Annotated in this window: 20 protein-coding genes; 9 read left to right on the plus strand and 11 right to left on the minus strand. The window is 41.7% G+C overall.

The window, feature by feature from the left end; all coding sequences use genetic code 11:
- Positions 1-24: 24 nt before the first annotated feature.
- The 4 genes from F8S12_RS33955 to hemC form a co-directional block, all read right to left on the minus strand.
- Positions 25-567 (minus strand): hypothetical protein, encoded by a 543-nt coding sequence (locus tag F8S12_RS33955; RefSeq protein ID WP_196520659.1) that lies wholly within the window; start codon positions 565-567, stop codon positions 25-27.
- On the minus strand, positions 568-1,185 hold the full coding sequence (locus tag F8S12_RS33960) for a phycobiliprotein lyase (protein ID WP_196520681.1): 618 nt from the start codon (positions 1,183-1,185) through the stop codon (positions 568-570). It abuts the gene before it with no gap.
- Between the two features lie 889 nt (positions 1,186-2,074).
- Positions 2,075-3,517 (minus strand): glycogen synthase GlgA, encoded by a 1,443-nt coding sequence (gene glgA, locus F8S12_RS33965; RefSeq protein ID WP_196520660.1) that lies wholly within the window; start codon positions 3,515-3,517, stop codon positions 2,075-2,077.
- A 138-nt stretch (positions 3,518-3,655) separates the two neighbouring features.
- Complete coding sequence (hemC, locus tag F8S12_RS33970) at positions 3,656-4,627, minus strand: hydroxymethylbilane synthase (protein ID WP_196520661.1); 972 nt, start codon at positions 4,625-4,627, stop codon at positions 3,656-3,658.
- A gap of 132 nt (positions 4,628-4,759) precedes the next feature.
- On the opposite strand from hemC, the gene F8S12_RS33975 reads away from it, so the two are divergent.
- The 3 genes from F8S12_RS33975 to F8S12_RS33985 all read left to right on the plus strand — a co-directional run bounded on the left by F8S12_RS33975 (position 4,760) and on the right by F8S12_RS33985 (position 5,671).
- Positions 4,760-5,047, plus strand: coding sequence for a hypothetical protein (locus F8S12_RS33975; RefSeq protein WP_196520662.1), 288 nt, complete (start codon positions 4,760-4,762; stop codon positions 5,045-5,047).
- Positions 5,048-5,162: 115 nt separating this feature from the next.
- On the plus strand, positions 5,163-5,456 hold the full coding sequence (locus F8S12_RS33980) for a BrnT family toxin (protein WP_331001477.1): 294 nt from the start codon (positions 5,163-5,165) through the stop codon (positions 5,454-5,456).
- Entirely contained in the window at positions 5,453-5,671 is a 219-nt protein-coding gene (locus tag F8S12_RS33985; protein ID WP_196520663.1) for a CopG family antitoxin, read from the plus strand. The genes F8S12_RS33980 and F8S12_RS33985 overlap by 4 nt, the downstream gene beginning before the upstream one ends.
- A gap of 136 nt (positions 5,672-5,807) precedes the next feature.
- On the opposite strand, the gene F8S12_RS33990 is transcribed toward F8S12_RS33985, so the two are convergent.
- Positions 5,808-6,359: a Uma2 family endonuclease gene (locus F8S12_RS33990; protein WP_196520664.1), complete on the minus strand. Its 552-nt coding sequence runs from the start codon at positions 6,357-6,359 to the stop codon at positions 5,808-5,810.
- 88 nt (positions 6,360-6,447) lie between these two features.
- Complete coding sequence (locus F8S12_RS33995; protein WP_196520665.1) at positions 6,448-6,870, minus strand: lysozyme inhibitor LprI family protein; 423 nt, start codon at positions 6,868-6,870, stop codon at positions 6,448-6,450.
- Between the two features lie 187 nt (positions 6,871-7,057).
- Between F8S12_RS33995 and F8S12_RS34000 the strand changes: the two genes are divergently transcribed.
- From F8S12_RS34000 to F8S12_RS34020, 5 genes are all read left to right on the plus strand, one after another.
- Positions 7,058-8,029, plus strand: coding sequence for a YegS/Rv2252/BmrU family lipid kinase (locus F8S12_RS34000; protein WP_196520666.1), 972 nt, complete (start codon positions 7,058-7,060; stop codon positions 8,027-8,029).
- Between the two features lie 81 nt (positions 8,030-8,110).
- Positions 8,111-9,673, plus strand: a complete 1,563-nt coding sequence (locus F8S12_RS34005; RefSeq protein WP_196520667.1) for a metallophosphoesterase family protein — start codon at positions 8,111-8,113, stop codon at positions 9,671-9,673.
- 62 nt (positions 9,674-9,735) lie between these two features.
- Positions 9,736-10,341, plus strand: coding sequence for a DUF3318 domain-containing protein (locus tag F8S12_RS34010; protein ID WP_196520668.1), 606 nt, complete (start codon positions 9,736-9,738; stop codon positions 10,339-10,341).
- A 157-nt stretch (positions 10,342-10,498) separates the two neighbouring features.
- On the plus strand, positions 10,499-12,169 hold the full coding sequence (locus F8S12_RS34015; RefSeq protein ID WP_230968461.1) for a hypothetical protein: 1,671 nt from the start codon (positions 10,499-10,501) through the stop codon (positions 12,167-12,169).
- Between the two features lie 557 nt (positions 12,170-12,726).
- On the plus strand, positions 12,727-12,918 hold the full coding sequence (locus F8S12_RS34020) for a hypothetical protein (protein ID WP_196520669.1): 192 nt from the start codon (positions 12,727-12,729) through the stop codon (positions 12,916-12,918).
- Positions 12,919-13,127: 209 nt separating this feature from the next.
- Here the strand turns inward: F8S12_RS34020 and F8S12_RS34025 are convergent, their stop codons facing one another.
- The 4 genes from F8S12_RS34025 to F8S12_RS34040 form a co-directional block, all read right to left on the minus strand.
- On the minus strand, positions 13,128-13,532 hold the full coding sequence (locus F8S12_RS34025) for a hypothetical protein (protein ID WP_196520670.1): 405 nt from the start codon (positions 13,530-13,532) through the stop codon (positions 13,128-13,130).
- 355 nt (positions 13,533-13,887) lie between these two features.
- A complete protein-coding gene (locus tag F8S12_RS34030) occupies positions 13,888-16,470 on the minus strand; it encodes a tetratricopeptide repeat protein (RefSeq protein ID WP_196520671.1) in 2,583 nt (860 codons plus the stop codon).
- Positions 16,471-17,366: 896 nt separating this feature from the next.
- Positions 17,367-17,534 carry a hypothetical protein gene (locus tag F8S12_RS34035; RefSeq protein WP_196520672.1) on the minus strand — a complete coding sequence of 56 codons (168 nt, stop codon included), beginning with the start codon at positions 17,532-17,534 and terminating at the stop codon, positions 17,367-17,369.
- 158 nt (positions 17,535-17,692) lie between these two features.
- Entirely contained in the window at positions 17,693-19,090 is a 1,398-nt protein-coding gene (locus F8S12_RS34040) for an amidase (protein WP_196520673.1), read from the minus strand.
- 118 nt (positions 19,091-19,208) lie between these two features.
- On the opposite strand from F8S12_RS34040, the gene F8S12_RS34045 reads away from it, so the two are divergent.
- Positions 19,209-20,804 (plus strand): hypothetical protein, encoded by a 1,596-nt coding sequence (locus F8S12_RS34045; protein ID WP_230968462.1) that lies wholly within the window; start codon positions 19,209-19,211, stop codon positions 20,802-20,804.
- 83 nt (positions 20,805-20,887) lie between these two features.
- Here the strand turns inward: F8S12_RS34045 and map are convergent, their stop codons facing one another.
- On the minus strand, positions 20,888-21,715 hold the full coding sequence (map, locus tag F8S12_RS34050) for a type I methionyl aminopeptidase (RefSeq protein WP_196520674.1): 828 nt from the start codon (positions 21,713-21,715) through the stop codon (positions 20,888-20,890).
- Positions 21,716-21,749 lie beyond the last annotated feature (34 nt).

Here is a 21,749-nt window from a genome sequence, read left to right on the forward strand (position 1 = left end):
CCCCATTCCCTACTCCCCACCCCTTCAGCGACCTATCCAAAATTTCAGTGGATCTATAGTTGATTTACAGTGAGGCCAGCTACGCAAAGTTGCTTCCATGCCTGCCTTCCAATATGGTGGTTCCAATCCCATTCCTAAACATAGATGAGATAAAATGCTAGCGAACTGTTGATTGTGACCGGAGTCTCCTAGATGAGCATGGGCGTATTCATGAACGACTACACCAAACCAGTCTTTAGGTGCAACTCGACCGACATCTACCAGAATGGTGATTGGGTTTGTGAGAATGTTGCACAGACCATCTATGCCGAAGGATTGAGCGATGGGTACTGCAAAAATTTGGATGTGGCGACGCTCTTGGTGATGAAAGCACTCATCACAGGCTTTTAGATAGGCATTAATCTGAGCGTTAACGGTGTTAATATTTTCGCCAATCCAAGTGTAAATGAGGATGCGATCGCGCAGGTTATCGAACACATCCACCATACCCGGTTCTAGGGCAAGTCCCTGTACCAGATGGAGATAATCTCGGCCACGAATAAAAGCATCGGTTTGCTTGGGAATCATTCACCAGCCCAAAACGGAATAAAACTGTCTTACTTCCAAAACATCCTGCGCTTGTCTTTCTGTTACTTCTTCGGCGTTGGATACCTCAGCAGAAGGATCAATGCGGGTTTCTGTACAAAACGATGCTGTGCTGAAGCCGCCAAACCGCTTCACTGTACTGGTTCGCAGCCGCATATTTGGACTGGCAAACCAGAATCGCTCAATGGAACTCATTGTTTCGTATTCGGTTGTCAGCACTAGCCCATCTTCATCGTCTATATGAAAAAGACCGACTACAGGCACAATTTCCGCGTAGCCTCTTTCTCGAAGTAATTTGCCAACCCTCGGATTATCGGCATCAGGCACGATCGCAAATATGGTTTTTCCCTGATGGTTCTCATCACCATCTCTATCCCAAGCCATTGTACCTAGCCAACACACCCGTGATCCCCCGACTGAGAGGCTGGGGTCAATCTGATGATACTGGCACAGTTCGATGACTTCTGGATGATCACCAGCTAAAGCTTCTACCTGTATATCCGATTCTCCTGTCTCTGAGCGCTTGAAGGCTAGGTGATGAGTTACACGTTGCGATCGCCATTTACCAGCGCTTAACTGAAAAAATTCCATTACGTCTATCAATTTTCTGACTCCTACTTATTACTCTGGCGGATGATGTTTTACGAGTTCTTTCTTCTTAAAGTTGCTCGTATAATAAACATTCTAAATATTACAACGATGAGTGGTGAGCTTAAATCAACTCTTGACAAAGGAAGAAGCAAACGTATTTTTATGTAATTTTAGATTAAAAAACAAAGGCTAGCAAGGAAAATGGTGGACTTTATCTATTAATATCTAAGCTTGGTTTAAACGTCTATTTTTTATCCAAGACATGATTAGGTTTCTAAACTTGTCTGTTTTTGCTTCGGTAAAATGTGCGATGCCTACGGCGGGCTACGCCTACGCAACCGCATACAAAAATACAAATACAAATATAATCAGTGCCAATAATAAGTGCAAAATATCTGGTTCCCAGGGGCGATCGCCAATTATACACGCTCTGATAAAGCACAGTATTGGCATATGAACCAGATAAAGAGTGTATGAACATCCTGCTAAACCTTTAGAGAGTTTTTCGTATGCTCCTTCTTGTCTTATTTGACTCCGATTATTAACTAGAAAATATAATTGTTTAACCTAGATTTTGCAATGCCTTATGTATTAGTTATAGTGGTGGAATTTGCAATGTAATAAATATACAGGATAGACGTGCTAATACATCAAACAAAGTATAAGCTAATCTATTTTTAAGAGTTATCAACTATGCTCTGTAAAAAAATACTTCCCTAGTTAATCATTTAAAACTTTATAGTTCAATACAAAAAATAATATACAATTGCCTGTTATTAATATTTACAAGTTTACAAAAACTTTTTGTAGACTTTATAGCATTTTCATTAACTTAAATCAGAAAAATGATTCGTTCACAAAAAACAGGGTCGTATAGATGTACGACCCTACAGGCGGTTCAGGACTTGCTACTGGTGACTGCCTCGTTTAACACTAATTCTGGCTGCGGTGTCTGTTCTTCTTCTTCTGGTAAACCGTAAATTGACCTGTACAACTTCACATATTCCTTTGCAGATTGATGCCAACTAAAATTTTGACTCATGCCCCGTTTTTGTAGTTCTTGCCATTGGGGTTTGAAACGGAAGCCTTCCCAAGCACGGATCATACAGGTGAAAAGGTCTAGTGGTTCATAGCGGTCAAAACAATAACCAGTACCTGCTGCATTTTCCGGGTCGTGGTGCGTTACGGTGTCAACTAATCCACCTGTGCGGCGGACAATGGGTACAGAACCGTAGCGCAAAGCCATCATTTGGCTGATACCACAAGGTTCAAAACGACTAGGCATCAAGAAGGCATCAGTGCCGGCATAGATGCGGCGAGACAGGGCATCGTTGTACAGTAGGTAAGTTGCCATGCGTCCGGGAAAGCGGGATGCCATCTGCCACATTTGGCTTTCATAGTAGCGATCGCCTGTCCCTAATAACACAATTTGTGCATCAGTATAGGATAGGAAGCGATCGAGGATTTGTAATATCAAATCAATGCCTTTTTGTTCCACTAATCGTGTCACAATCCCAATTAAAAAGGCTTTGGAGTTGACTTGTAACCCTACTTCTTCTTGCAAAGCAATTTTGCTGGACTTGCGTTTTTCTAAGGTATCAGCAGTAAAGGTTTGGGCAATGTATTTGTCATTGGCTGGATTATAAACTTCGGTATCAATACCGTTGATAATTCCAGATAATTTGCCGCTAATAAAAGACAGCAAACCTTCTAATGTTTCCCCGTAAGTTTGTGTCTTGATTTGCTCGGCATAAGTTGGGGAAACTGTATTTACCTTATTGGCAAATTGCACCGCCGCTGCCATTGTGTTGTGTCCTTGCATATACCAGGGACACCAAGTAATTTTCTGTAAATACCAAGTCCACGGCCCTTGATAAGCCAGATTATGAATGGTAAACACTGTGGTGATATCAGGATCTTGGTGCATCCACACGGGAATCATCCCCGTGTGCCAATCGTGGCAATGGATAATTTCTGGCTTCCAGTAATTCCAGGCAAATTCGGCTGCACCGTTGGCAAACAAGGTAAACCGCCAGCCTTCATCATCTCCAGAGTAAATATGGCGGGGTAGAAATACGGGATGTCCAAATAAATACAAGGGAACATCAGTACCAGGCAGAACGCTTTCGTAAACAGCAAATTCCTGGAACATGGCAGATCCGCGCCAGATGGGTTCTTTGGGAATTTCCATTTTGTCTGGCAGGAAGCCGTAGTAAGGCAAAAATATTCGCACATCATGCCCCATTTCTCTCAAAAACTTGGGCAATGCCCCGACGACATCACCCATTCCTCCTACTTTCGCAATGGGTGCTGCCTCTGCTGCAACAAATAGAATCCGCATGGTAATTTTTGCTTCCCCGGTTCTGCCTAAATTTTCAATGCAACTTGATGATGCCGAACAACGCGATTTGTCACGTCTGCACAGCTTTTGTGCAATGGCGATCAATTCTTATCTAATCACATTTGGTTGTCCAATTGTTTAGGAACCGCGCTGGATCACGGCAAATATTTCTGACAAAATTTCTTGCGCTCCCTGTTCCCGTAACAGATTTGCTAGTTCTGTGCCTATCGCTTCGGCATTATTGGCTTTTCCAGTAACGGTATCTTGTACCATCTTTTGACCATCTACACTGGCGACTATCCCTGTTAAGGTCAAATTCTCACCAGATATTTCTGTATTTACACCAATAGGTACTTGACAGCCGCCCTCTAGAGAGCGTAAAAAAGCTCGTTCGGCGAGACAGCGATCGCGTGTTTGGGGATGTTCGATCGCTTTGAGTAGAGATAGCAATTCATGATCATCAGCACGGCATTCTATCCCTAAAGCTCCTTGTCCAACGGCGTGGAGAGAAATTTCTTGGGGTATAACTTGATGAATGCGATCGTGCATTCCCAATCTTTCTAACCCTGCTACTGCCAAAATTAGGGCATCGTATTCGCCTGCATCCAGTTTTGCCAGCCGGGTAATTAAGTTTCCCCGCACATCTTTAAATGTAAAGTGGGGGAAGTGGTGGCGTAACTGTGCTAACCGCCGCAGCGAAGATGTACCAATTACCGCACCTGCGGGTAAAGTATCGATTTGTTTATCTCTGTGCTTTTCATGCACCACTAGGGCATCTGCTGGATTTTCCCGTTCAGTAATTGCTGCTAGTGTTAACCCATCTGGTAAGTGAGTCGGCAGATCCTTGAGGGAATGAACTGCAAAGTCAATCTCCTGATTGAGCATTCCAACTTCAAGTTCTTTGGTAAAAAGTCCTTTATCGCCAATCTTGGCTAATGCTACATCCAAGATTTTATCGCCTTGGGTAGACATGGTGTGGACTTCAAAGATGATATCAGGAAAGCTTTTCTGGAGTTGCTCTTGTACCCAGTAGGTCTGAACCAGAGCAAGCTGGCTTTTGCGTGAACCAATACGAATAGTGCGGGGGGGACTATAAACAACTGAAGTCATAATAACGATATATCAAACCAGGCGATAAATTCACTCTGATCTAGACTACCGTAGTCAGGGACTTATACTAATTTTGGGTTTTAAATTTGGGATTTTAGATTACAATTCTTTACCAAAAGCAAGCTTTGGGCAATGTCTACGATGGTACTGAGCTTGCCAAAGCGCGGGCTGCGCCTACGCAACCTGGGTTGCAAGTTGCTTCATCTAAAAACTAAAACTGGCGTAGATGTAGGTTGGGTTTTGCTATTGCTCAACCCAACCTACTATTTTTCTGCCAGACATAGTAGTTTGACATCAGCTTGTTCAACATTAGCGATGTCTACGACGGGCTACGCCTACGCGCGGGTTTTCCCTAATGAATTGGGAACGTTAGGCTTCACGTTTGGGAATTCTTCCAATAGAACACTCATCAAATCGTAGACAAATATTGCTGTATTATCCCTGACAAAGTTGACCCTTAAGTGAGCATTGGAAAATTTCCATTTTTCAGTCCACTCAACTTGCTTATGATATACATTGTAATTACACTGTAAGTATGAGCGAGTTGAGATTTGAGTGGGATGAGCGAAAGGCTAGGTCTAATGAGCAGAAGCACGGTGTATCGTTCAATGAGGCAGAAACCGTCTTCTATGACGAGAATGCCCGCTTACTCTATGATCCTGAGCATTCTTTAGAAGAGAATCGTTACATACTCTTGGGAATGAGTGCTTCACTACGTTTGTTGTTAGTGTGTCATCTGTATCAGGAAAGTGAGGAGGTTATCCGCATCATCTCGGCTCGTAAAGCTACTAAGCGAGAGCGTCAACAATATCAGAGTTTTTTATCATGAAAGAAGAGTATGATTTTTCTCAATCTGTAAATAATCCGTACATTAAAAAGCTTAAGAAGCAAGTGACGATTCGACTTGAAGAGGATGTCGTTGATTACTTCAAAGTTCTTGCTGAAGAAACTGGCATTTCCTATCAGAGCCTGATCAACCTTTATTTACAGGATTGTGTAAGAGCGCAGCGCAAACCCTCGTTGGAGTGGGTGAACAACGCCTAACAAGCGCTTTTAAATTATGGATTTAGAGTTGACAGTAGAACAGGTATTTGGCTGGTTAAAGATGAAAACAGAGTGACCAAGCCATGTTAAAATTATTTTTAAGTAATTGGATTAATCGCTTTTCTAGTTTCTATTTCTAAATGTTAACAATGGAACTTATTGATATAGCCAAATCTGCAAATGCTTGTGGGTAAATCCTGCCTCCAGTTAATGTGCTTTTTGAGGCATACTCTCCATCTTGAGGATCTCGAAATACTACAAGTTGCCGCTTTTTAAGATTAACTACCCAATATTCAGGAATCTCTACTTCAGCATAGACTTTAATTTTTATTTGTAAGTCCTTATCTAAGCTGGAATCAGAATATTCGATCAACCAGAAAATATTTTCAGGGTAGGGATGATGTTCTAAATATTCACGTCCCAATCTTTTTACAACAGCAATATCAGGCTCAGGTTCAGAGTTGTTAGGAAGCGTAATTGGTTTAGTGAGGCGAACTGTGGCGCGCTCGCCTAAAAGTCGAATCAGGTATTCCCCACTTTCACTGCTGAAGTAAGCATGAGGTTCTCCTTCAGGTGAGATTTCTACTATTTCTCCCTTTAGTAGTTCTATACGCCGATCATCTAGAATACCTGCCGCGATCATGCGGTGATATTCATCTATTGTCCATTTAGCTGTAGTTACGGTCATAGAGACACTTTTTTATCGTATTTTACCTCACATGTAACGCAAGCATAGAAATCGCTAGATATGAAAAAAATTAACAATTTTTATCCAATTAAGGGTCGGATTTGAGATATTCCTGTAATTGTTGGGTACGCAGTTTTGTGGTATTTTCTAGACAACCAAAATAAATGCTAGGGGCAATACTTCCCCCCTCGTATCTGCTTCTCTCAAACTCACAAGTGGTATCTCGAAACTTGATCCACGCTAGTTGTGCAGCAATCAATTTCTGTTTTCTATATCTTTCTAACGTAGGCAGCAACTGTTGATAAACTTGATTTAATTTTTTATCCGCATTCTGATAAAACAACTTCGTACATTCATTAATTGCTACTTGAGTTTGAGGATTATTGCAGTTGAGCTTTTGAACTAAGCGCATTTCGGGTAAATCAGGAATTGTACTTGCTCTTGTCATGGTGGGGGTATTTAAATTACTGAGAGTTAATATACTTGCCCAAACTAGTAATAATTGACGCATAGCAAAATTTTGATAGTTAAGTTATGGACAAAAGATAACAGATATGTATCAGCATTGGGATGTTTCGACGCTAAAGACTTATAAACCTTACGAAAAGTAAACCAGTCGTCAGAAGGAAGTCGAATTTTTACAAGAATGCTAGAAATAAATTGGGATTTTAGTGATCTAAGTTTAGCTTTTATATTTTATGAATCGTTCCGCCTGCCTTATCTTTAATCCAGTTGCGGGTCAGGGTGACCCAGACCTAGAACTGGCAGAAATTCGGGCAATATTAGAGTCAGATATTGACCTGGATATTTATCTCACAACTGAAGAAATCGACGCTGACGAACTGGCTTATGCAGCAGTAGCAAGGGGGGTAGATGCAATCATTGCTTCGGGGGGAGATGGCACCCTCTCAGCGGCCGCGGCGGCTGTAGTGGGTACTGAGATTCCATTTGGGATCATTTCTCGAGGAACAGCAAACGCTTTTGCCACAGCTTTAGGAATTCCTGACACGATCGCAGGTGCGTGTCAGACAATTTTACAGGGAGCAACCCGCAATGTAGACGTAGCCTATTGCAACGATCAGCCAATGGTACTCTTGGCAGGTATCGGCTTTGAAGCTGAAACTGTAGAATTGGCAGACCGGGAAGCGAAGAATCGCTTTGGGATGATGGCCTACGTCTTGGCAGGAATCCAGCAATTGAGAAGCTTAAAAAATTTTGATGTTGAAATTGAAACTGAAGACAAAATAATTAAAACTAGTGCCTGTGCAGTCACAGTAGCAAATGCCGCGCCTGCCACTTCAGTCTTAGCTCAGGGGCCAGCAGGTCTAATTTATGATGATGGATTACTAGATTTAACGATTGTAGCTCCGGCTAACAAAGCAGGGGCGATCGCTGCTACATTTCATCTATTCCAAACAGCTTCTACAGGCAACGCAACAGAACGGAATGATATTGGCTTTCTACGAGCCAAACAATTTAAAATTACGACTAACCCACCGCAAAAGGTTGTTATAGATGGTGAAGTAGTGGGCACAACACCTGTAGAAATTAAGTGTGTACCAGCAGGTTTGAAACTTTTTGTGCCATTAGTAGAAGAAGTTGAGCCTACCGAAAAACTAGAGGGACTCCCTAATTTGATTATTGAGATGAAAGATCCAGTAGGAGAATGAGGGCATTGGGTAGAGGGGAAAGATTTGTTGCAACCTTGCTTCCCTGCTGCTTTTCAATTGAAGATTCAGGAGTAAATTGCATTGAAACTTGTATCTGATCCGGCGATCGCTAAAAAAATTCGCAAAATGAATCAACGGGTGCGGTGGCAAGACCCGTTAATTGTGGAACGAAACATTGACCAAACTCGGCTGGTGTTGGAAGATAGGCAACCAGACAATCCTGAGTTTTCATTTTTAGTTATTGGTGATAGTGGTTCGGGAAGCCACGGGGGACACAATCCTCAGCGACAGGTGGCTGAACTTATGCTGCCTCATCACAAAGAATGCCGTTTTATGCTGCACACGGGGGATGTGATCTATCTGGTGGGGTCGAGTGAGTATTACCAGCAGAATTTCATCGAGCCTTACCGAGAGTTTATCTTGGGCGGAGAGCATCCCAGACGAATTGCCTATGACGAGATGGTTTTTAAGCTGCCCATTTTACCTGTACCGGGAAATCACGATTACTATAACTTGCCGATTTTATGGGGCTTGGCATCCTTGACAACATTACCCATTCGTGGATTGTTGCGATCGCGGTTAGACATAGATGTGGGCTTGCATGGCTCAGGAACGGGTGATGCCTACGCACGGGCATTTCTGGACTATCTTCAGGCGTATCAGCTTCCGGGAGAGTTAGCCAGCCACTTAGATAAGTACTACACAGCTAAGACAGATACAGGTCGTTGTCTTTGTTATGAACCTGGACACTTCACCCGTCTCCCTAATCGCTACTACACTTTTCGCTATAACGGTATTGATTTCTTTGCCTTGGATTCTAATACATTTAACGATCCACCACCGCTACCTAAAACAAAAAAAGGTGACTTTGATCGCAGAATCTTAGAAAAACGTCGTGAAGATTTAGAGCAAGAAAAGCTGCAAATCATTGAAAATTCAGCAAAGCTTGATCCCAAAAAGCCTCATGAAGCCGACCAATTAGACGATTCGCAGTCCAATCTGTCACAAATTGAAGAAATGATTGTCGATATCGATAAGCAATTAGCCACCGACAAAACAATAGTGACTGACACTGAACAACTGGAGTGGCTGAAACAGAAATTAATTGAATCATGGAATACTGCCGAAGTTCGGGGACGGGTGATTTATTTCCACCATCCTCCCTATGTTACCGAGGCGACCAAGTGGCAACAAGCACAAACTCTGATCATTCGCGATCGCCTTCGTGGTGTTCTGGATGCGGTGGCTAAAAAAGTAGGTTCTCTAACTCAGGGGCGTGCTTTGGTCGATTTGGTATTAAATGGTCACGCGCACTGCTTGGAACACCTTGAGACAATGGATACAGGACACGCTGATTCTCATATCCACTGGATTGTTTGTGGCGGTAGTGGGTTTAGTCTGCGACGCCAGAGGGCTGAGGGTGCAGATTTGATGGAGACTTTTGGAAATGAAAATAGATTAGTGGCGCGATCGCATCTCTTCGTCGGTCGTAATGGTCAAGGTTCTCAGAAGCGACGACCTTACTCAGGTTTACGCATTGATGTTAAAGGCGATGGACAGCCTAAGTTCATCGTCCGTCCCTTGGTTGCAGAATGGCATCAGAGGCAATGGCATAATCATGAACTTGAGCCGTTAATCATTTAAGGAATGGCAGAAATCGAGAACTAAAATAGTTGCTACGCACATTATGGCTAATAATTAAATTTATGGAGCCAAATGTTGAAATTCGCCGTTTGTTAGATGTGATGCCTGCTTCTGGTCGGATGACGGCAAAAATCGTTAGTAAGCCGGAACAGGCAAAAGTGATTGACGCCTCCTTTCCCCAACCCTGGAATCAGGCGCGACCGATATATATTAATTTCGATTTGTGGCGTCGCTTGACAAAGCCGCAACGAGATTTACTGTTGTTACAGATGGTTAGCTGGTTGACGGGGGTAAAGTGGTTTAAACCCGAAATTTATCAAGGTGTAGTGCTGGTGGGGCTGTTAGGCGGATTATTAGAGGCAGCACAATCAGATGTGGTGGGTGTAGCCGTAGCCGGGGGATTAAGTGCGATCGCCGCTTTTCGGATCTGGCGTACTAATAAATCTCAAGAATCAGAGTTAAATGCCGATTTAGCAGCAATTCGCATAGCCCAACGGCGCGGTTATTCAGAAGCACAAGCAGCGCAGCACTTGTTATTTGCAATTGAAGAAGTAGCCAAAATTGAAAGGCGTTCCAGTTTAAATTTTACTGAGTTGATTCGTTGCCAAAACTTACGAGCGATCGCGGGTTTGTCACCAGTGGGTATACCAGAAAATTATAAAAAGTAGAAATAAACGTCTTTGCTGTCCATTAGTAACAAATTGAAAGTGAAAAGAATTTATTTAGATGTAGATCACAATTTTGCATAAGTTTTTAACAGCAACCAATACCAAAACCTCTAAATTTTAAATTAGATTTTTTATATATAACAATCCTAAATCATTCATGAAAAAATTTTATTGCCTATTGCCTATTGCCTATTGCCTATTGCCTGCCTCCACGACTAATTTTACAACTCAAATAGAATTGCTATATAACTTTGATCGAAATAAATTTCATTTTGAACTAACAATGTTAAACAAACAAATCATCAAAGATACTTCGAGATTACCTTTTCGTTCTCCCTGGTTTATAATCATTATTTTTTCTGCTCTTGGTTTAATAGGTATTCTCAACCATTCGATGTGGCGAGATGAACTAAATCCCTGGCTTATTGTCAGAGATAGTGAATCTTTGGGGGATTTAATTGCAAATATTCGCTATGAAGGTCATCCTATTTTATGGTATTTTTCTCTGGCACTTCTGAGAAAAATAATAGATAATCCTATTATTATGCAAATTTTTCATTTGGCAATTACTGTTGTTTCGGTTACTATTTTTTGCCTATATAGCCCTTTTAACTATCAACAAAAGTTTCTGTTTTCCTTTGGGTTTTTTCCTTTTTATGAATATCTTTTAATTTCTCGAAACTATGCCTTTAGTATGTTGTTTATTTTTGCATTCTGTACAATTTTTTCAACCAGAAAAATAACTTATGCTTATTTGGCAATTTTATTGGGTTTATTAGCAAATAGTAGTGCTTATGGTTTACTCGTATCATTTTCTTTATCATTGACTTTGCTGGCTGAATTTTGTTTTGATAGTGAACATCGCCAGCAGTACTTTAGTCAAAGCCAAAAATACGACTTGTTTTTAAGTATTATAATTATCATATTTTCTTTTATTTTATCCATTTATATTATTACGCCTCCAACAGATAGTTATCTTTATGGTGGGTTAAATAATGGTTGGCTAATGCAATTAGATATCCGTCATTTGTTGAGAAGCATAGGTAGAATATTTGGTGGTTATTTATTAATTATTCCTCAACACAAAAGATGGCTAGATTTAATTGTTTGCGCGATAATCGCTTTATTTATTGTAATTTTAACCTTGATTAAATTATCTAAAAAGCCAGTTGCTTTGTTTTTCTACATTATAGGTAATTGTGTAATATTTGCCTTTACATACTTGAGATTTACAGGTATGCCTCGGCATTTTGGACATTTCTATTTAGTTCTGATAGCGGCTTTATGGCTAGGAAGCTATTATCAAGAGTCTATAGTTTTACTCAATAAGTTTTCTATTCGTCCAAATTCAATTACATTTGTTCAAAAATGGCATCATATTGCTTTGATGCTAATTCTTTACGTCCAGTTTGGAGGAGGTATTTATAGTTTTTCAAGAGATTTATTCGTGCCATTTTCTGCCAGTCGCGAAACATCTCAGTATATTCAAGAAGCTAAGTTAGATAATGAGTTTATTGTTGCCAGTCGAGATGCAAATATGGCTCCTTTATCAGGTTATCTCAATCGAAAGTTTTACTATCCTGAGCTTAAAAAAATGGGAAGCTTTACCCTATTTAAAAAAGGTCGTCAAGATGTCGAACAAACTGAGATATTAAACCAAATTAATTCTTTACTCAAAAATCAAGATGAGCAAAAGAAAATTTTGCTGATTTTAAATCAAAAACTAAATGTCAACCGCAACGATTTGAAGATTGTTCCAATCAAAGATTTTCAGAGAAACTGGGTAGATAGTGAACGATATTATCTTTACTGGGTAGATGAAGCATAAGGATAATCCGCCACAGAGTTTTTCAATTCTCAGTCAGATTGCAGTTAATCTTTTAGGTGATATCATGGCCGAGTTAATACTTATGTCATTGCGAGGGTCGCGCGGCAATCCCAAAGCCTTGCGATTGCTTCATTCCACTTCTCTACGAGACGCAAGCGCGAACGTTACATTCGCAATGACATATTGTAAATGATTTGCCGAACTTAATAGAATCCCATTTCCAAAAATCTTTGCAGCGTATAAATTGACTGTAGTAGGGGTGTACATCTGTTTACTAAATCGCTGACCTGGACTTTTGAAACCTGCTAAACTAGAGTTTTGTGCATTTAACCCAAGGCTTCTAGCCTTTGGACGACAGGTGCTAGGTATGAGCCTCCAACTAGCACGATTACAATCCTAGTACATCAACTATGAAATGATGTTAACGTCCTTTGACCTAGATGTCAGTGATGGAGGAGTTTGTATCATACATACCTCCTTGGTATTGGTTATGAAATGCTTACCTCGTGTAGAAAACTTAACTTAAATTCTGTCAGTTACTAACGGAGTTGATGGGAATGGGTAACTTTTTTATTTTTGCCTTGATAGTAGTTTACGCAGGTGGCGTTTGGAAGTTTTGGAATGGGTTTCGGCGGACTAATTTTAATCCAAGCTTGAGCAATCGCATTGGTTTATCTTTGCTATGGCCAGCTTTGTTTATTACTAATCAATCCTATCGTCAAAACTTTAGAAAGGCGTTAAAGGGCTAGAGTTTACTATTAAGTCTAACGTCATCTGAATGCTGAAGGTGGCTATATCTCAACATAAATCTAACCCACCAACCCCCCTTTCCTACTAGAAAAGGGGGGTTGGGTTTGCTCATCCTACAAGGAGAGAAATTAAGGTAAGGATAAGTTCATAGTCTTTGCAAGTGCAAACCGTTAACGGTTGGAAAATATCTCAGCTGAAAAATTAGGGATTATTTGCCATTGGTCAAAAGATGGATTGCTGCACCTACAGCTGCACCATCAACAGCATTACCAAGGGTATCTCTGCCATCGCCAGTAATTACACCGGTCACTGCGCTAGCCCCTGCACCGACTCCGACATCTTGACCAATGTTCCGGTTACGGCGATTGCGATTGCTTCTAAGACCATTAGCGCCATTGACGGCTGCACCAGTGACACCACCTTTAACAGCATTGCCTAACACACTACCATTTCCTCTAACAGCTCCGGTTACCACATTGGTAACAGCCCCAATACCTGCATCTCGTAGTACTTGGTCATCAGCAGCAGCTGGTTTGGCGGGAACTATGGTCATACCAGCTAAACTTGCAGCCATGAGGCCGGGTAGAAGTGTGCGTTTTAGGATTTTATTCATTGTGTTACCTTCTCAAAACATCAAACAATTGGATAACATCCAAAGCTACTGAGGTCGGATAAAATCTGATTTTTTTATCTGAATAACAGCAACTATCTATTGTTTGAGAACATATACATGATCACATTTGCAAAGTCATAACTGCATCTACTCAAAGCATGAATCTAGATTCAGTCTAGAGAAGGGCTTGCTGATTTATTAAGCAATGCTAGGGATTACATATTGACAAAATCAATTCAATATGCAGGTTAGATTTTTTCATTACTACCAAGTGATTTGTCATGATAAACCGCATAGTGTTTACCCTATCTATCTAAAGGTAGTTGCCAAAATATCAACCCTAAAAGAAATAGTATTAATCTGCGAGTTGAACAAACTGCTGCCAAAACTGTCGATAGATGGCTTCCATAGCCTGGGTATGGGCAACAGCATCGCACAGAGGAGAAGCCGCTACTTGTTGTCGGAGATTAGCCCGCAACTGGCTCAATGTAGGCAGATCAGATGCCAAAGCTACTGCCTTATCCACATACTCTTCGGGAGTGTAGGCAATCAACTCTGGTAGCCCTACAGTGGTCAGCAAGCTAACTCCCACCCGGCTAACATGGGTCTGTCCAGCTAGAGTAATAACTGGAACACCCATCCATAGAGCCTCGCAGGTGGTTGTTGTACCGTGGTAGGGAAAGGGGTCGAGGGCAATGTCAATGTTGCCATAAAAAGCGAGGTGGTGATTGGGGTCTGGAATCACGCCAATTAACTTCACTCGCCGGCTGTCAATGCCACAGTCGGCAAACAGTGATAGATAGCGATCGCAGGTTGGTTGATCATCGAACCAGCGAATCTTGAGGATTATCCGAGAATTCGGCACTGACTGAAGAATTTTTGACCACAAAGCAATCACTTCTGGGGTAATTTTGGGCAGGTTGTTGAAGCAACCAAAGGTAATTCGCCCCATACTCTTAGCTGGTAAGTCGATCACCGCCGGGGCTGTGGGGGAGGGCTGGTAACACAAAAAGCAGCGAGGTAGGCGGATGAGTTTCTCAGTGTAATAGTCATCCGTCAAACCGGGGGGGTCAGCCCAATTATCAGTGAGGCGGTAATCCATGTTCACCAAGCCCGTGGTATTAGGATAGCCCAAGTAAGTAACTTGAATGGGGGCGGGCTGGCGGTTAAACATCAGCAAGCGGTTGCTACCAGTGTGACCAGCCAAATCTACCAAAATGTCAATGCCATCAAATCGCACTAGATCGGCTAATTGGTCATCGTCCATATTGTAAACGTCCTGCCAGTGCTGGGATAAGCCACGGAGTCGTTGGGTAACTGCATCTGGATTAGGAACATTGGCATAGCAAAAAGTTTCTACTTGGGTAGAGTCGTGATGGCTAAGAATTGGCTCGAAAAAGTAGACCACTGAGTGTTGGCGCAAGTCTGGCGAGACGTAACCCACACGAAGAATTTTAGATTTTGGATTTTGGATTTTGGATTTGAAATCAAGTTTGGATGATAACTTCTGATGCAAAACTTTCTGCGTCAGCCTTGTGACTTGCTGACCCCACTGGTGGTGGGCTGCGGCAACTGCGGCGGGGCTGTAAGCTGGCGAATAATTGAGTGCATACAGCAGGTTGGTGTTAGCTGGGTGGTAGTCGGGGTCAATCCGCAGGGTTTCTTGGAACAAGGCGATCGCTTCTGAAACTCTGCCTTGGTTATTTAGGGCAAGGCCGTGGTTGAGATAAGCGATCGCTAAATTAGGCTGAATCTCAATTGCCCGTAGACAACTGTCAATCCCTGCACTCAATTGCCCGCTTTGAATGAAGGCATAACCCAGATTATTGTGGGCAATTGCTAGGCTAGAGTCAAGTTGCAATGCTTGCTGTAGGTGCGAGATTGCCTCAGGGAAACGATTAATATTGTTGTATATAGTGCCCAGATAGTAGTGAGCGATCGCTTGATCAGGGTGGCTTTTGAGGTGATCCTGCAACAGGGCAATGGATTCAGAGTGTTTCCCCTGAATTTGGAGAGATGAAAGAAAAGCTTCCCAGGCTTTTGGCTCATCAGGTTGAAGCTGCCAATATTGGCGAAAATGGACTTCAGCAGCAGCAATGTTGCCCTGTTTCTGTAGCAGTTTGCCTAGATGGAAGTGGGCTAAGATTAAGTCACTTTTCAGAACCACAGCCTGTTTTAAAGCTTGCTCTGCCTGCTCGAAATTCTCCAAAGCAATACACGCAACCCCCAGATTTAACAGGGCTTCGGCCCAGTCTGGTTTGAGTTGGAGTGCCTGCTGATAGGCTGCTGTAGCTGCTTCGTATTCCTCTTGGGCAGCGAGGGCATTTCCCAGATTGTAGTATGTCTGTGCCGAGTTAGGTTGCAGTTGCAGTGCTTGGCGATGGTGAGCGACGGCTGCCTCTAATTGACCCAGCCCTTTGAGGACGTTGCCCAAGTTAGTGTAAGCTTGGGCGGAATCCGGCATCAAATTAATGGCTTGTTGATAGCAGTCTGCTGCCTGGGTCAATTTTTCCTGTTCTTGGAGAACTTTTCCTAACTTGAAGTGGGCAATACCCAAATTCGGTTTGAGCTGTACTGCCTGCTGGAAGGCTGATTCTGCTGCCTCTAATTGCCCGATCTCTTGGAGGGCATTGCCCAGGTTAAACCAAGTTTCTGCACTCTCAGGTTTTAACGCTAATCCTTGGCGATAGATTGCGATCGCTTCCTCAACCTGTCCCAAGCGTTTAAGCAGACTTCCCAAATTCGTCAGGGCATCTATATATTTGGGATTAATGGCTAAAACCTGTCGATAGGCAGTTAGTGCCTGGTCAAACTGCTGCTGCTGATGGCAGTTGACTGCTTGGGCAAACAACTGGTCAATATTGGGGTATCGACTTCCAAACCCTTTGGGAGCAGAAATATTTTTATTGTGCGAATTCGGTTGGGGAATATTCTTCATGAATATTGATTTTAATTACTTACAGCTATTTTCAGTTAATTTAACCATATATTTCCGTAGGGGCAGAGCAATATTTCCTATCCGGGATCTTTAAACTTTAAGCTGCTACCTTCGCTTAATATCCAATTTAGAAGGGAGGCTTGCCCATTATCAGATAAATAGACTTTTTACCGAAAGTCTCTCATCCAAGGGGGATGCCCCGCGATAACTTTTGAACAGGCGATCGCATTAGTTCGTAGCTTTTGCCCGGTCGCTGTTTCGCGCTCTCTGCAACCAGGACGTTAGTAAAAACTTGCTGCTTTTGTAAGCAATGTATTAATGAACTATCAGTATTCTATTGATGAACTAAATCTACAAGCATTGAAGGAGGCAGGAGGCAGAAGTCAGAAGGGGATTCAGACCCCTCCTAACTCTTTGCCACTGAAACGAAGTTCAGTGGGGGTCTTAAACCCAAGACCCTATAGTCGCGGCAGGAGGCAAAGGGCAGTTTTCCTCCTGCCTCCTGCCCTCTGCCTCCTGCCTTCCTTGATAAAAATTTTGAACCTAATTAGGATTTTTATTTTAATTAAATAGGCCGAAAAAAATGGATGCAAAACTCAAAATATAGTCTATAATTGTAATAGCTCCTCTTGTCCAGAGAGGAGCTATTAATCTCTTACAAGAGGAAAACAATGGTAACTTCCCTTTTGCTAGGGTGCTTTGCGCTGCTAATGTTAGCTTTATTAAATAACTTAGCGCTTATAGCACTATTTTGGATGAAGAACTAGATACTTTCTGTATCTATGCTTTAAGCCTGGTGGTAAGTCACTTACTGCTAGGCTTTTTTCTTGCTCCACAAATTTATTATATCACAATGCAATAGATATGTGTAAGTAAGTGACTTACATATTCAATATCTATTGCTGAACTGTAACATTCTCAACCTCAGCCAACTTACTTCTAAGCTTTCCCCGGCGCTTGACGTGCTGAACTACTATGTTTTCTTCATTCTCTTGAATGAACTGCTCCAAATCTTCTACGGGGACTTGGATAGTCTCACCATTTTTTAAAAGTGCAGTAGGCATAGAATTAATCTCTGTTCACTGGCTGTAATAGGATCTTACTCCAGTTTATTTCAGGAATGTTTCTATCTGCTTAACTTTTACTCAAGATGAAGTTCCTTAATAAAGTTCCGAAAAATAACTAGAGTGAATATGTAGTTTTCATTTTGAGAATTTTGGCATTATGTTGCCAAGGCTGGACGATGCCCAATCCAAGGGTTAGCCGCTTCTAATTGTGCTGCTAGGCTGATCAAGGTAGCTTCAGCCGCAGGTTTGCCAATTAGCTGTACACTAATGGGTAAACCATTACTATCAAAGCCTACAGGAATTGCGATCGCAGGTTGTCCAGTTGCATTAGCAGGCGGACAAGGCGCAACCCATTGAATAATATTTTGGAATGTCTCTTCTGGACTGAGAGAAGCCCATTCCCCAACGCGGATGGGTGAATGTAAATAAACTGGCAATATCAGCACATCCACGGTATCGAAAAACGCCACAATCTGCCGTACTGCTATCTGCATTTGGGAAACTGCTTGCATATACTCAGCAACGGAACCTGTACGTGCAAATAGCCAGCGATTCACTGGCTGCAAGGCTTCAACAGGAAGTCCTGACGCCGCTACCCCAGCTTGCCAAACGATTTGAAATGGTTCAATTAAACCGCTAAAATCTGGGGATTTCTGTTCAACTTGATGACCGAGTTGTTCTAATAATTCGACTGTTTGGAGGACACCTTGCTGACAATTAGCGTCAGCTTCTCCCAAAGGAAAAATGCTAGTGTCAAAAGCAATTCGCAAAGCACCGAGTTTTGTTTGAGTGGCGGCGAGAAATGATGGTTCGGGATCTGGCAACCAGTAAGGATCGCCTGTGATATAGCCAGACATGGCATCCAAAAGGGCAGCAGCATCAGCGACAGTCCGGGCGATGGGGCCGTTGGCGGCAATTCCAGCCAGGCGTTCGCCTACGGGTGCTTTACTCACCCTGCCCCTTGATGGCTTGATTCCCACCAAACCACAACAAGCCGCAGGCCCCCGAATCGAACCGCCGCCATCAGAACCTTGAGCGATCGCACATAATCCTGCTGCTACCGCCGCCGCCGCGCCACCACTGGAACCGCCAGAGGTGTATTCTAAATTCCACGGATTCCTGGCTGGGGGAAAACTCGTAGGTTCGGTGTAAGGTAATGAACCTAATTCGGAAGTGGCTGTTTTACCGAGAATAGTAAATCCAGCTTGCTTAATCCGCGTCACAACGCCATCATCATAGTTAGGAATATTGTTCAATAATGCCGGATTTCCATAAGTACAGGTAACACCTGCTACAGCGTTGAGGTCTTTAATGGAAATTGGCACACCAAAAAATGGCGGTAATTCTGAGGTAGTTGTCAATAATTCTGTTTTGGCTTTAGCATCTGCGATCGCTTCTTCTGCCATCACCGTAAAATAACTTCCTAATTGGGGATTTAACTGCCCAATCCTTTCTAAATATATTTCCACCAACTCTAGCGGTGATACTTCCCGGCGACGGATTAATTGCGCCAACTCTAGTGCTGGGGTAAATGCTAGATCAACTTCATTCATAGGTTAGTGAATGGGTAGTTTTGTCTTTCTCTGAGATTCTGAAACTTAAATTGTTACTTTAGCAGGATTTCCGGGAATTATACATTTTATAGCTCCTGAGATTTGTGACTCAACTAGGATGCTCAGATGTAACAGACGTGATTACGTTCTTACTCAAGCCATTTTAATTGTTTTACATAAACTTTCGACAAATCCCCAAGCGGTATTTATGGCTAACCTAGAAGTACTTGTTAGTGAACTGCCAAAACTGATTCAGAGTCTCAAACTGAGTATTGGTGATTCTAATGAAATCATGGAACAAATTATCCTGATCAATAACGCTCAGGAGCAACTACGGAATATTAAAAAATTAATTGCTCAGGAATTGACATTTGAGAACATCAAAAGTTCTGCGATCGCAACACTTCCTCGAATAGATACAGTAGCTAGTTTATTTATACCTAATATTGGATTAATAGATCCAGCGATCGCAGAAAAATTTGGCCACCCAGCAACTAAAATTTCATTAACTGATTTACAAACAAAAATTGATTACTGGATTGAATGGGGTTATTTTTTGCAGGCAATAGCTGCGGATATTCTCAGTGATGTTCAGTTGGCCAACCAACTAAATTCTGATATTAATCATTTAAGTCTATCCGCAAATTTTCAAGCAATTGGTGAAAGCTTAAAGATTAACTTAGTCTCGGAAAGTTCTAATATTTTAGAGCATCAAATTCAAAAAATAAGCAATGTTCAAAATGAGCTATTACAATTACAGCAAAAATTAAATTATATTTTTACTACTATTAAAACTAGTCATAGTTTACTAACTATATTACTAGGAGTGTCTGCTTTTTATGGTAAATCTGGCTTCGCTTTAGAGTGGTTAGATGATGACCACGAATTAATTATATCGAGTGATGGTAAATTTCAAGAATTAACAGATATTCTCAATGATTGTGATGTTTTCCAAGAACAAATTCCTACTTTGATTATTCAGGGTAACATTTTAAGGGAACAGGCAGAACAAGCCTTGAAAAACATTGAACAGGAAAGTAGTAAACAACCAATCATCATCCAGCATGTAGAAATAGTATCAAAGTTTTCGACACAAAAAATAATCCGTTCGGCTTTGATTATAGCCTCCAGTTTATTAATCTTAGGTTTTGGAGGTTGGAAAATTAAAGAGCAAAGTCCACAATTACAGCAGTTCAGTCTAAGTTTAACTCCAAAAGGAAGTGCGTTCGTCCCAGACGTTGGCGCAGCCATCGGCAACTTTAAATCTGCTCAAAAACTCGGTATGGAGGCTGCTTCTCTGGTTCAAAATCCACCGCATTCTCTAAAAGTCTGGCAACAAGCAGAAACTAAATGGTATCAGGCAATAAACTTGTTAGATAGTATTCCTAATAAAACATCAGTTTATAAGCAGGCAAAGAATAAATTGGCTTACTATCGGACTAACTATAACGCTATTAGTCAAAGAGTCTTAGTTGAAAAGCAAGCCTTAGCAAACTTAGAATTAGCCAAAAAATTAGCAATAGAAGCTAATTTACTTATACAAAATTCCCCTTATTCAGTATTAGAGAAACAGCAAGCAAAAGACAAATGGGAACAAGCAATCAATTTATTAGAAGCGATTCCAGAAAATACTTCTGTCTCTATACAAGCTAAAGAAACGCTTCCTATTTATAAAACTAATTATGCAGCTACCAGTCAAATAATCCAAAACTAAACTTCCCCTCTAAGTCCTTATTCTCTGCGTTCCTTTGCGGTTCCCTCCGCGAACCTTTGCGTTAAAAAATAAAGAACCAAATTTTACACCTTAGAACGGTCAGTCAAAATCTCATAACCAGTCTCTGTCACCAACACAGTATGCTCAAACTGAGCCGACAAAGAATTATCCACAGTTACCGCAGTCCAACGGTCAGATAACGTCCGCGTGTGTCTAGAACCCGCATTTAAAATTGGTTCAATTGCCAGCGTCATCCCAGCACGAAGTTTAACATTTGGCATCTCGCGGGTACGGTAATTAAATACTGAAGGTTCTTCGTGCAGGTTACGACCAACACCGTGTCCAGTAAACTCTTCCACTATACTAAAACCGTTAACTTTTACATGGTCTTCAATTGCTCCAGCTAAGTCAAGTAAGTATGCACCCGCCTTAACTTGTTCAATGCCCTTGTATAAAGCTTCCTCTGCTACGCAAATTAGTTTAGCGGCTTCTCTAGTTACTTCACCGACAGCAATTGAAATGCAAGAATCACCATGAAAGCCTTGGTAATAAGCGCCTGTATCTACCTTTAATAAATCCCCCACCCGAATCACTTTCTTGTGGCTAGGAATACCATGTACTGCTTCATTATTAATACTCGAACAGATAGAACCTGGAAAACCGTGATATCCTTTAAAACTTGGTGTTGCACCCATTTCGCGGATGCGTTTTTCTGCATAAGCATCCAAATTAGCTGTAGTCATTCCTGGCTTTACTAACTCGGAAATTTCTTTTAGAACAGTTGCCACAATTATGGATGCTTGCCGCATGATTTCAATTTCACGCGGCGATTTAATTTCAATTCCTCGGCTCTGTTTTCTCCCAGTTGCAGGCTTAGTTGTTTGAGAAAGTAAGTTACTGAAAATGTTCATAGGAAATTAATAATCACTTATGGCTCTGCCGCTC

Source organism: Nostoc sp. WHI (assembly GCF_015714725.1).
Lineage (GTDB): Bacteria > Cyanobacteriota > Cyanobacteriia > Cyanobacteriales > Nostocaceae > Nostoc.

Bases quoted from the DNA above. Each gene is read 5' to 3' on its own strand.
- F8S12_RS34040 (WP_196520673.1), bottom strand. From the start codon at position 19,090: ATGAATGAAGTTGATCTAGCATTTACCCCAGCACTAGAGTTGGCGCAA.
- F8S12_RS34015 (WP_230968461.1), top strand. From the start codon at position 10,499: ATGAAAAAATTTTATTGCCTATTGCCTATTGCCTATTGCCTATTGCCT.
- F8S12_RS34000 (WP_196520666.1), top strand. From the start codon at position 7,058: ATGAATCGTTCCGCCTGCCTTATCTTTAATCCAGTTGCGGGTCAGGGT.
- F8S12_RS34025 (WP_196520670.1), bottom strand. From the start codon at position 13,532: ATGAATAAAATCCTAAAACGCACACTTCTACCCGGCCTCATGGCTGCA.
- F8S12_RS33980 (WP_331001477.1), top strand. From the start codon at position 5,163: ATGAGCGAGTTGAGATTTGAGTGGGATGAGCGAAAGGCTAGGTCTAAT.
- F8S12_RS33975 (WP_196520662.1), top strand. From the start codon at position 4,760: ATGTCTACGATGGTACTGAGCTTGCCAAAGCGCGGGCTGCGCCTACGC.
- F8S12_RS34035 (WP_196520672.1), bottom strand. From the start codon at position 17,534: ATGCCTACTGCACTTTTAAAAAATGGTGAGACTATCCAAGTCCCCGTA.
- map (WP_196520674.1), bottom strand. From the start codon at position 21,715: ATGAACATTTTCAGTAACTTACTTTCTCAAACAACTAAGCCTGCAACT.
- F8S12_RS34030 (WP_196520671.1), bottom strand. From the start codon at position 16,470: ATGAAGAATATTCCCCAACCGAATTCGCACAATAAAAATATTTCTGCT.
- F8S12_RS33995 (WP_196520665.1), bottom strand. From the start codon at position 6,870: ATGCGTCAATTATTACTAGTTTGGGCAAGTATATTAACTCTCAGTAAT.
- F8S12_RS33955 (WP_196520659.1), bottom strand. From the start codon at position 567: ATGATTCCCAAGCAAACCGATGCTTTTATTCGTGGCCGAGATTATCTC.
- glgA (WP_196520660.1), bottom strand. From the start codon at position 3,517: ATGCGGATTCTATTTGTTGCAGCAGAGGCAGCACCCATTGCGAAAGTA.
- hemC (WP_196520661.1), bottom strand. From the start codon at position 4,627: ATGACTTCAGTTGTTTATAGTCCCCCCCGCACTATTCGTATTGGTTCA.
- F8S12_RS33985 (WP_196520663.1), top strand. From the start codon at position 5,453: ATGAAAGAAGAGTATGATTTTTCTCAATCTGTAAATAATCCGTACATT.
- F8S12_RS33990 (WP_196520664.1), bottom strand. From the start codon at position 6,359: ATGACCGTAACTACAGCTAAATGGACAATAGATGAATATCACCGCATG.
- F8S12_RS34010 (WP_196520668.1), top strand. From the start codon at position 9,736: ATGGAGCCAAATGTTGAAATTCGCCGTTTGTTAGATGTGATGCCTGCT.
- F8S12_RS34020 (WP_196520669.1), top strand. From the start codon at position 12,727: ATGGGTAACTTTTTTATTTTTGCCTTGATAGTAGTTTACGCAGGTGGC.
- F8S12_RS34045 (WP_230968462.1), top strand. From the start codon at position 19,209: ATGCTCAGATGTAACAGACGTGATTACGTTCTTACTCAAGCCATTTTA.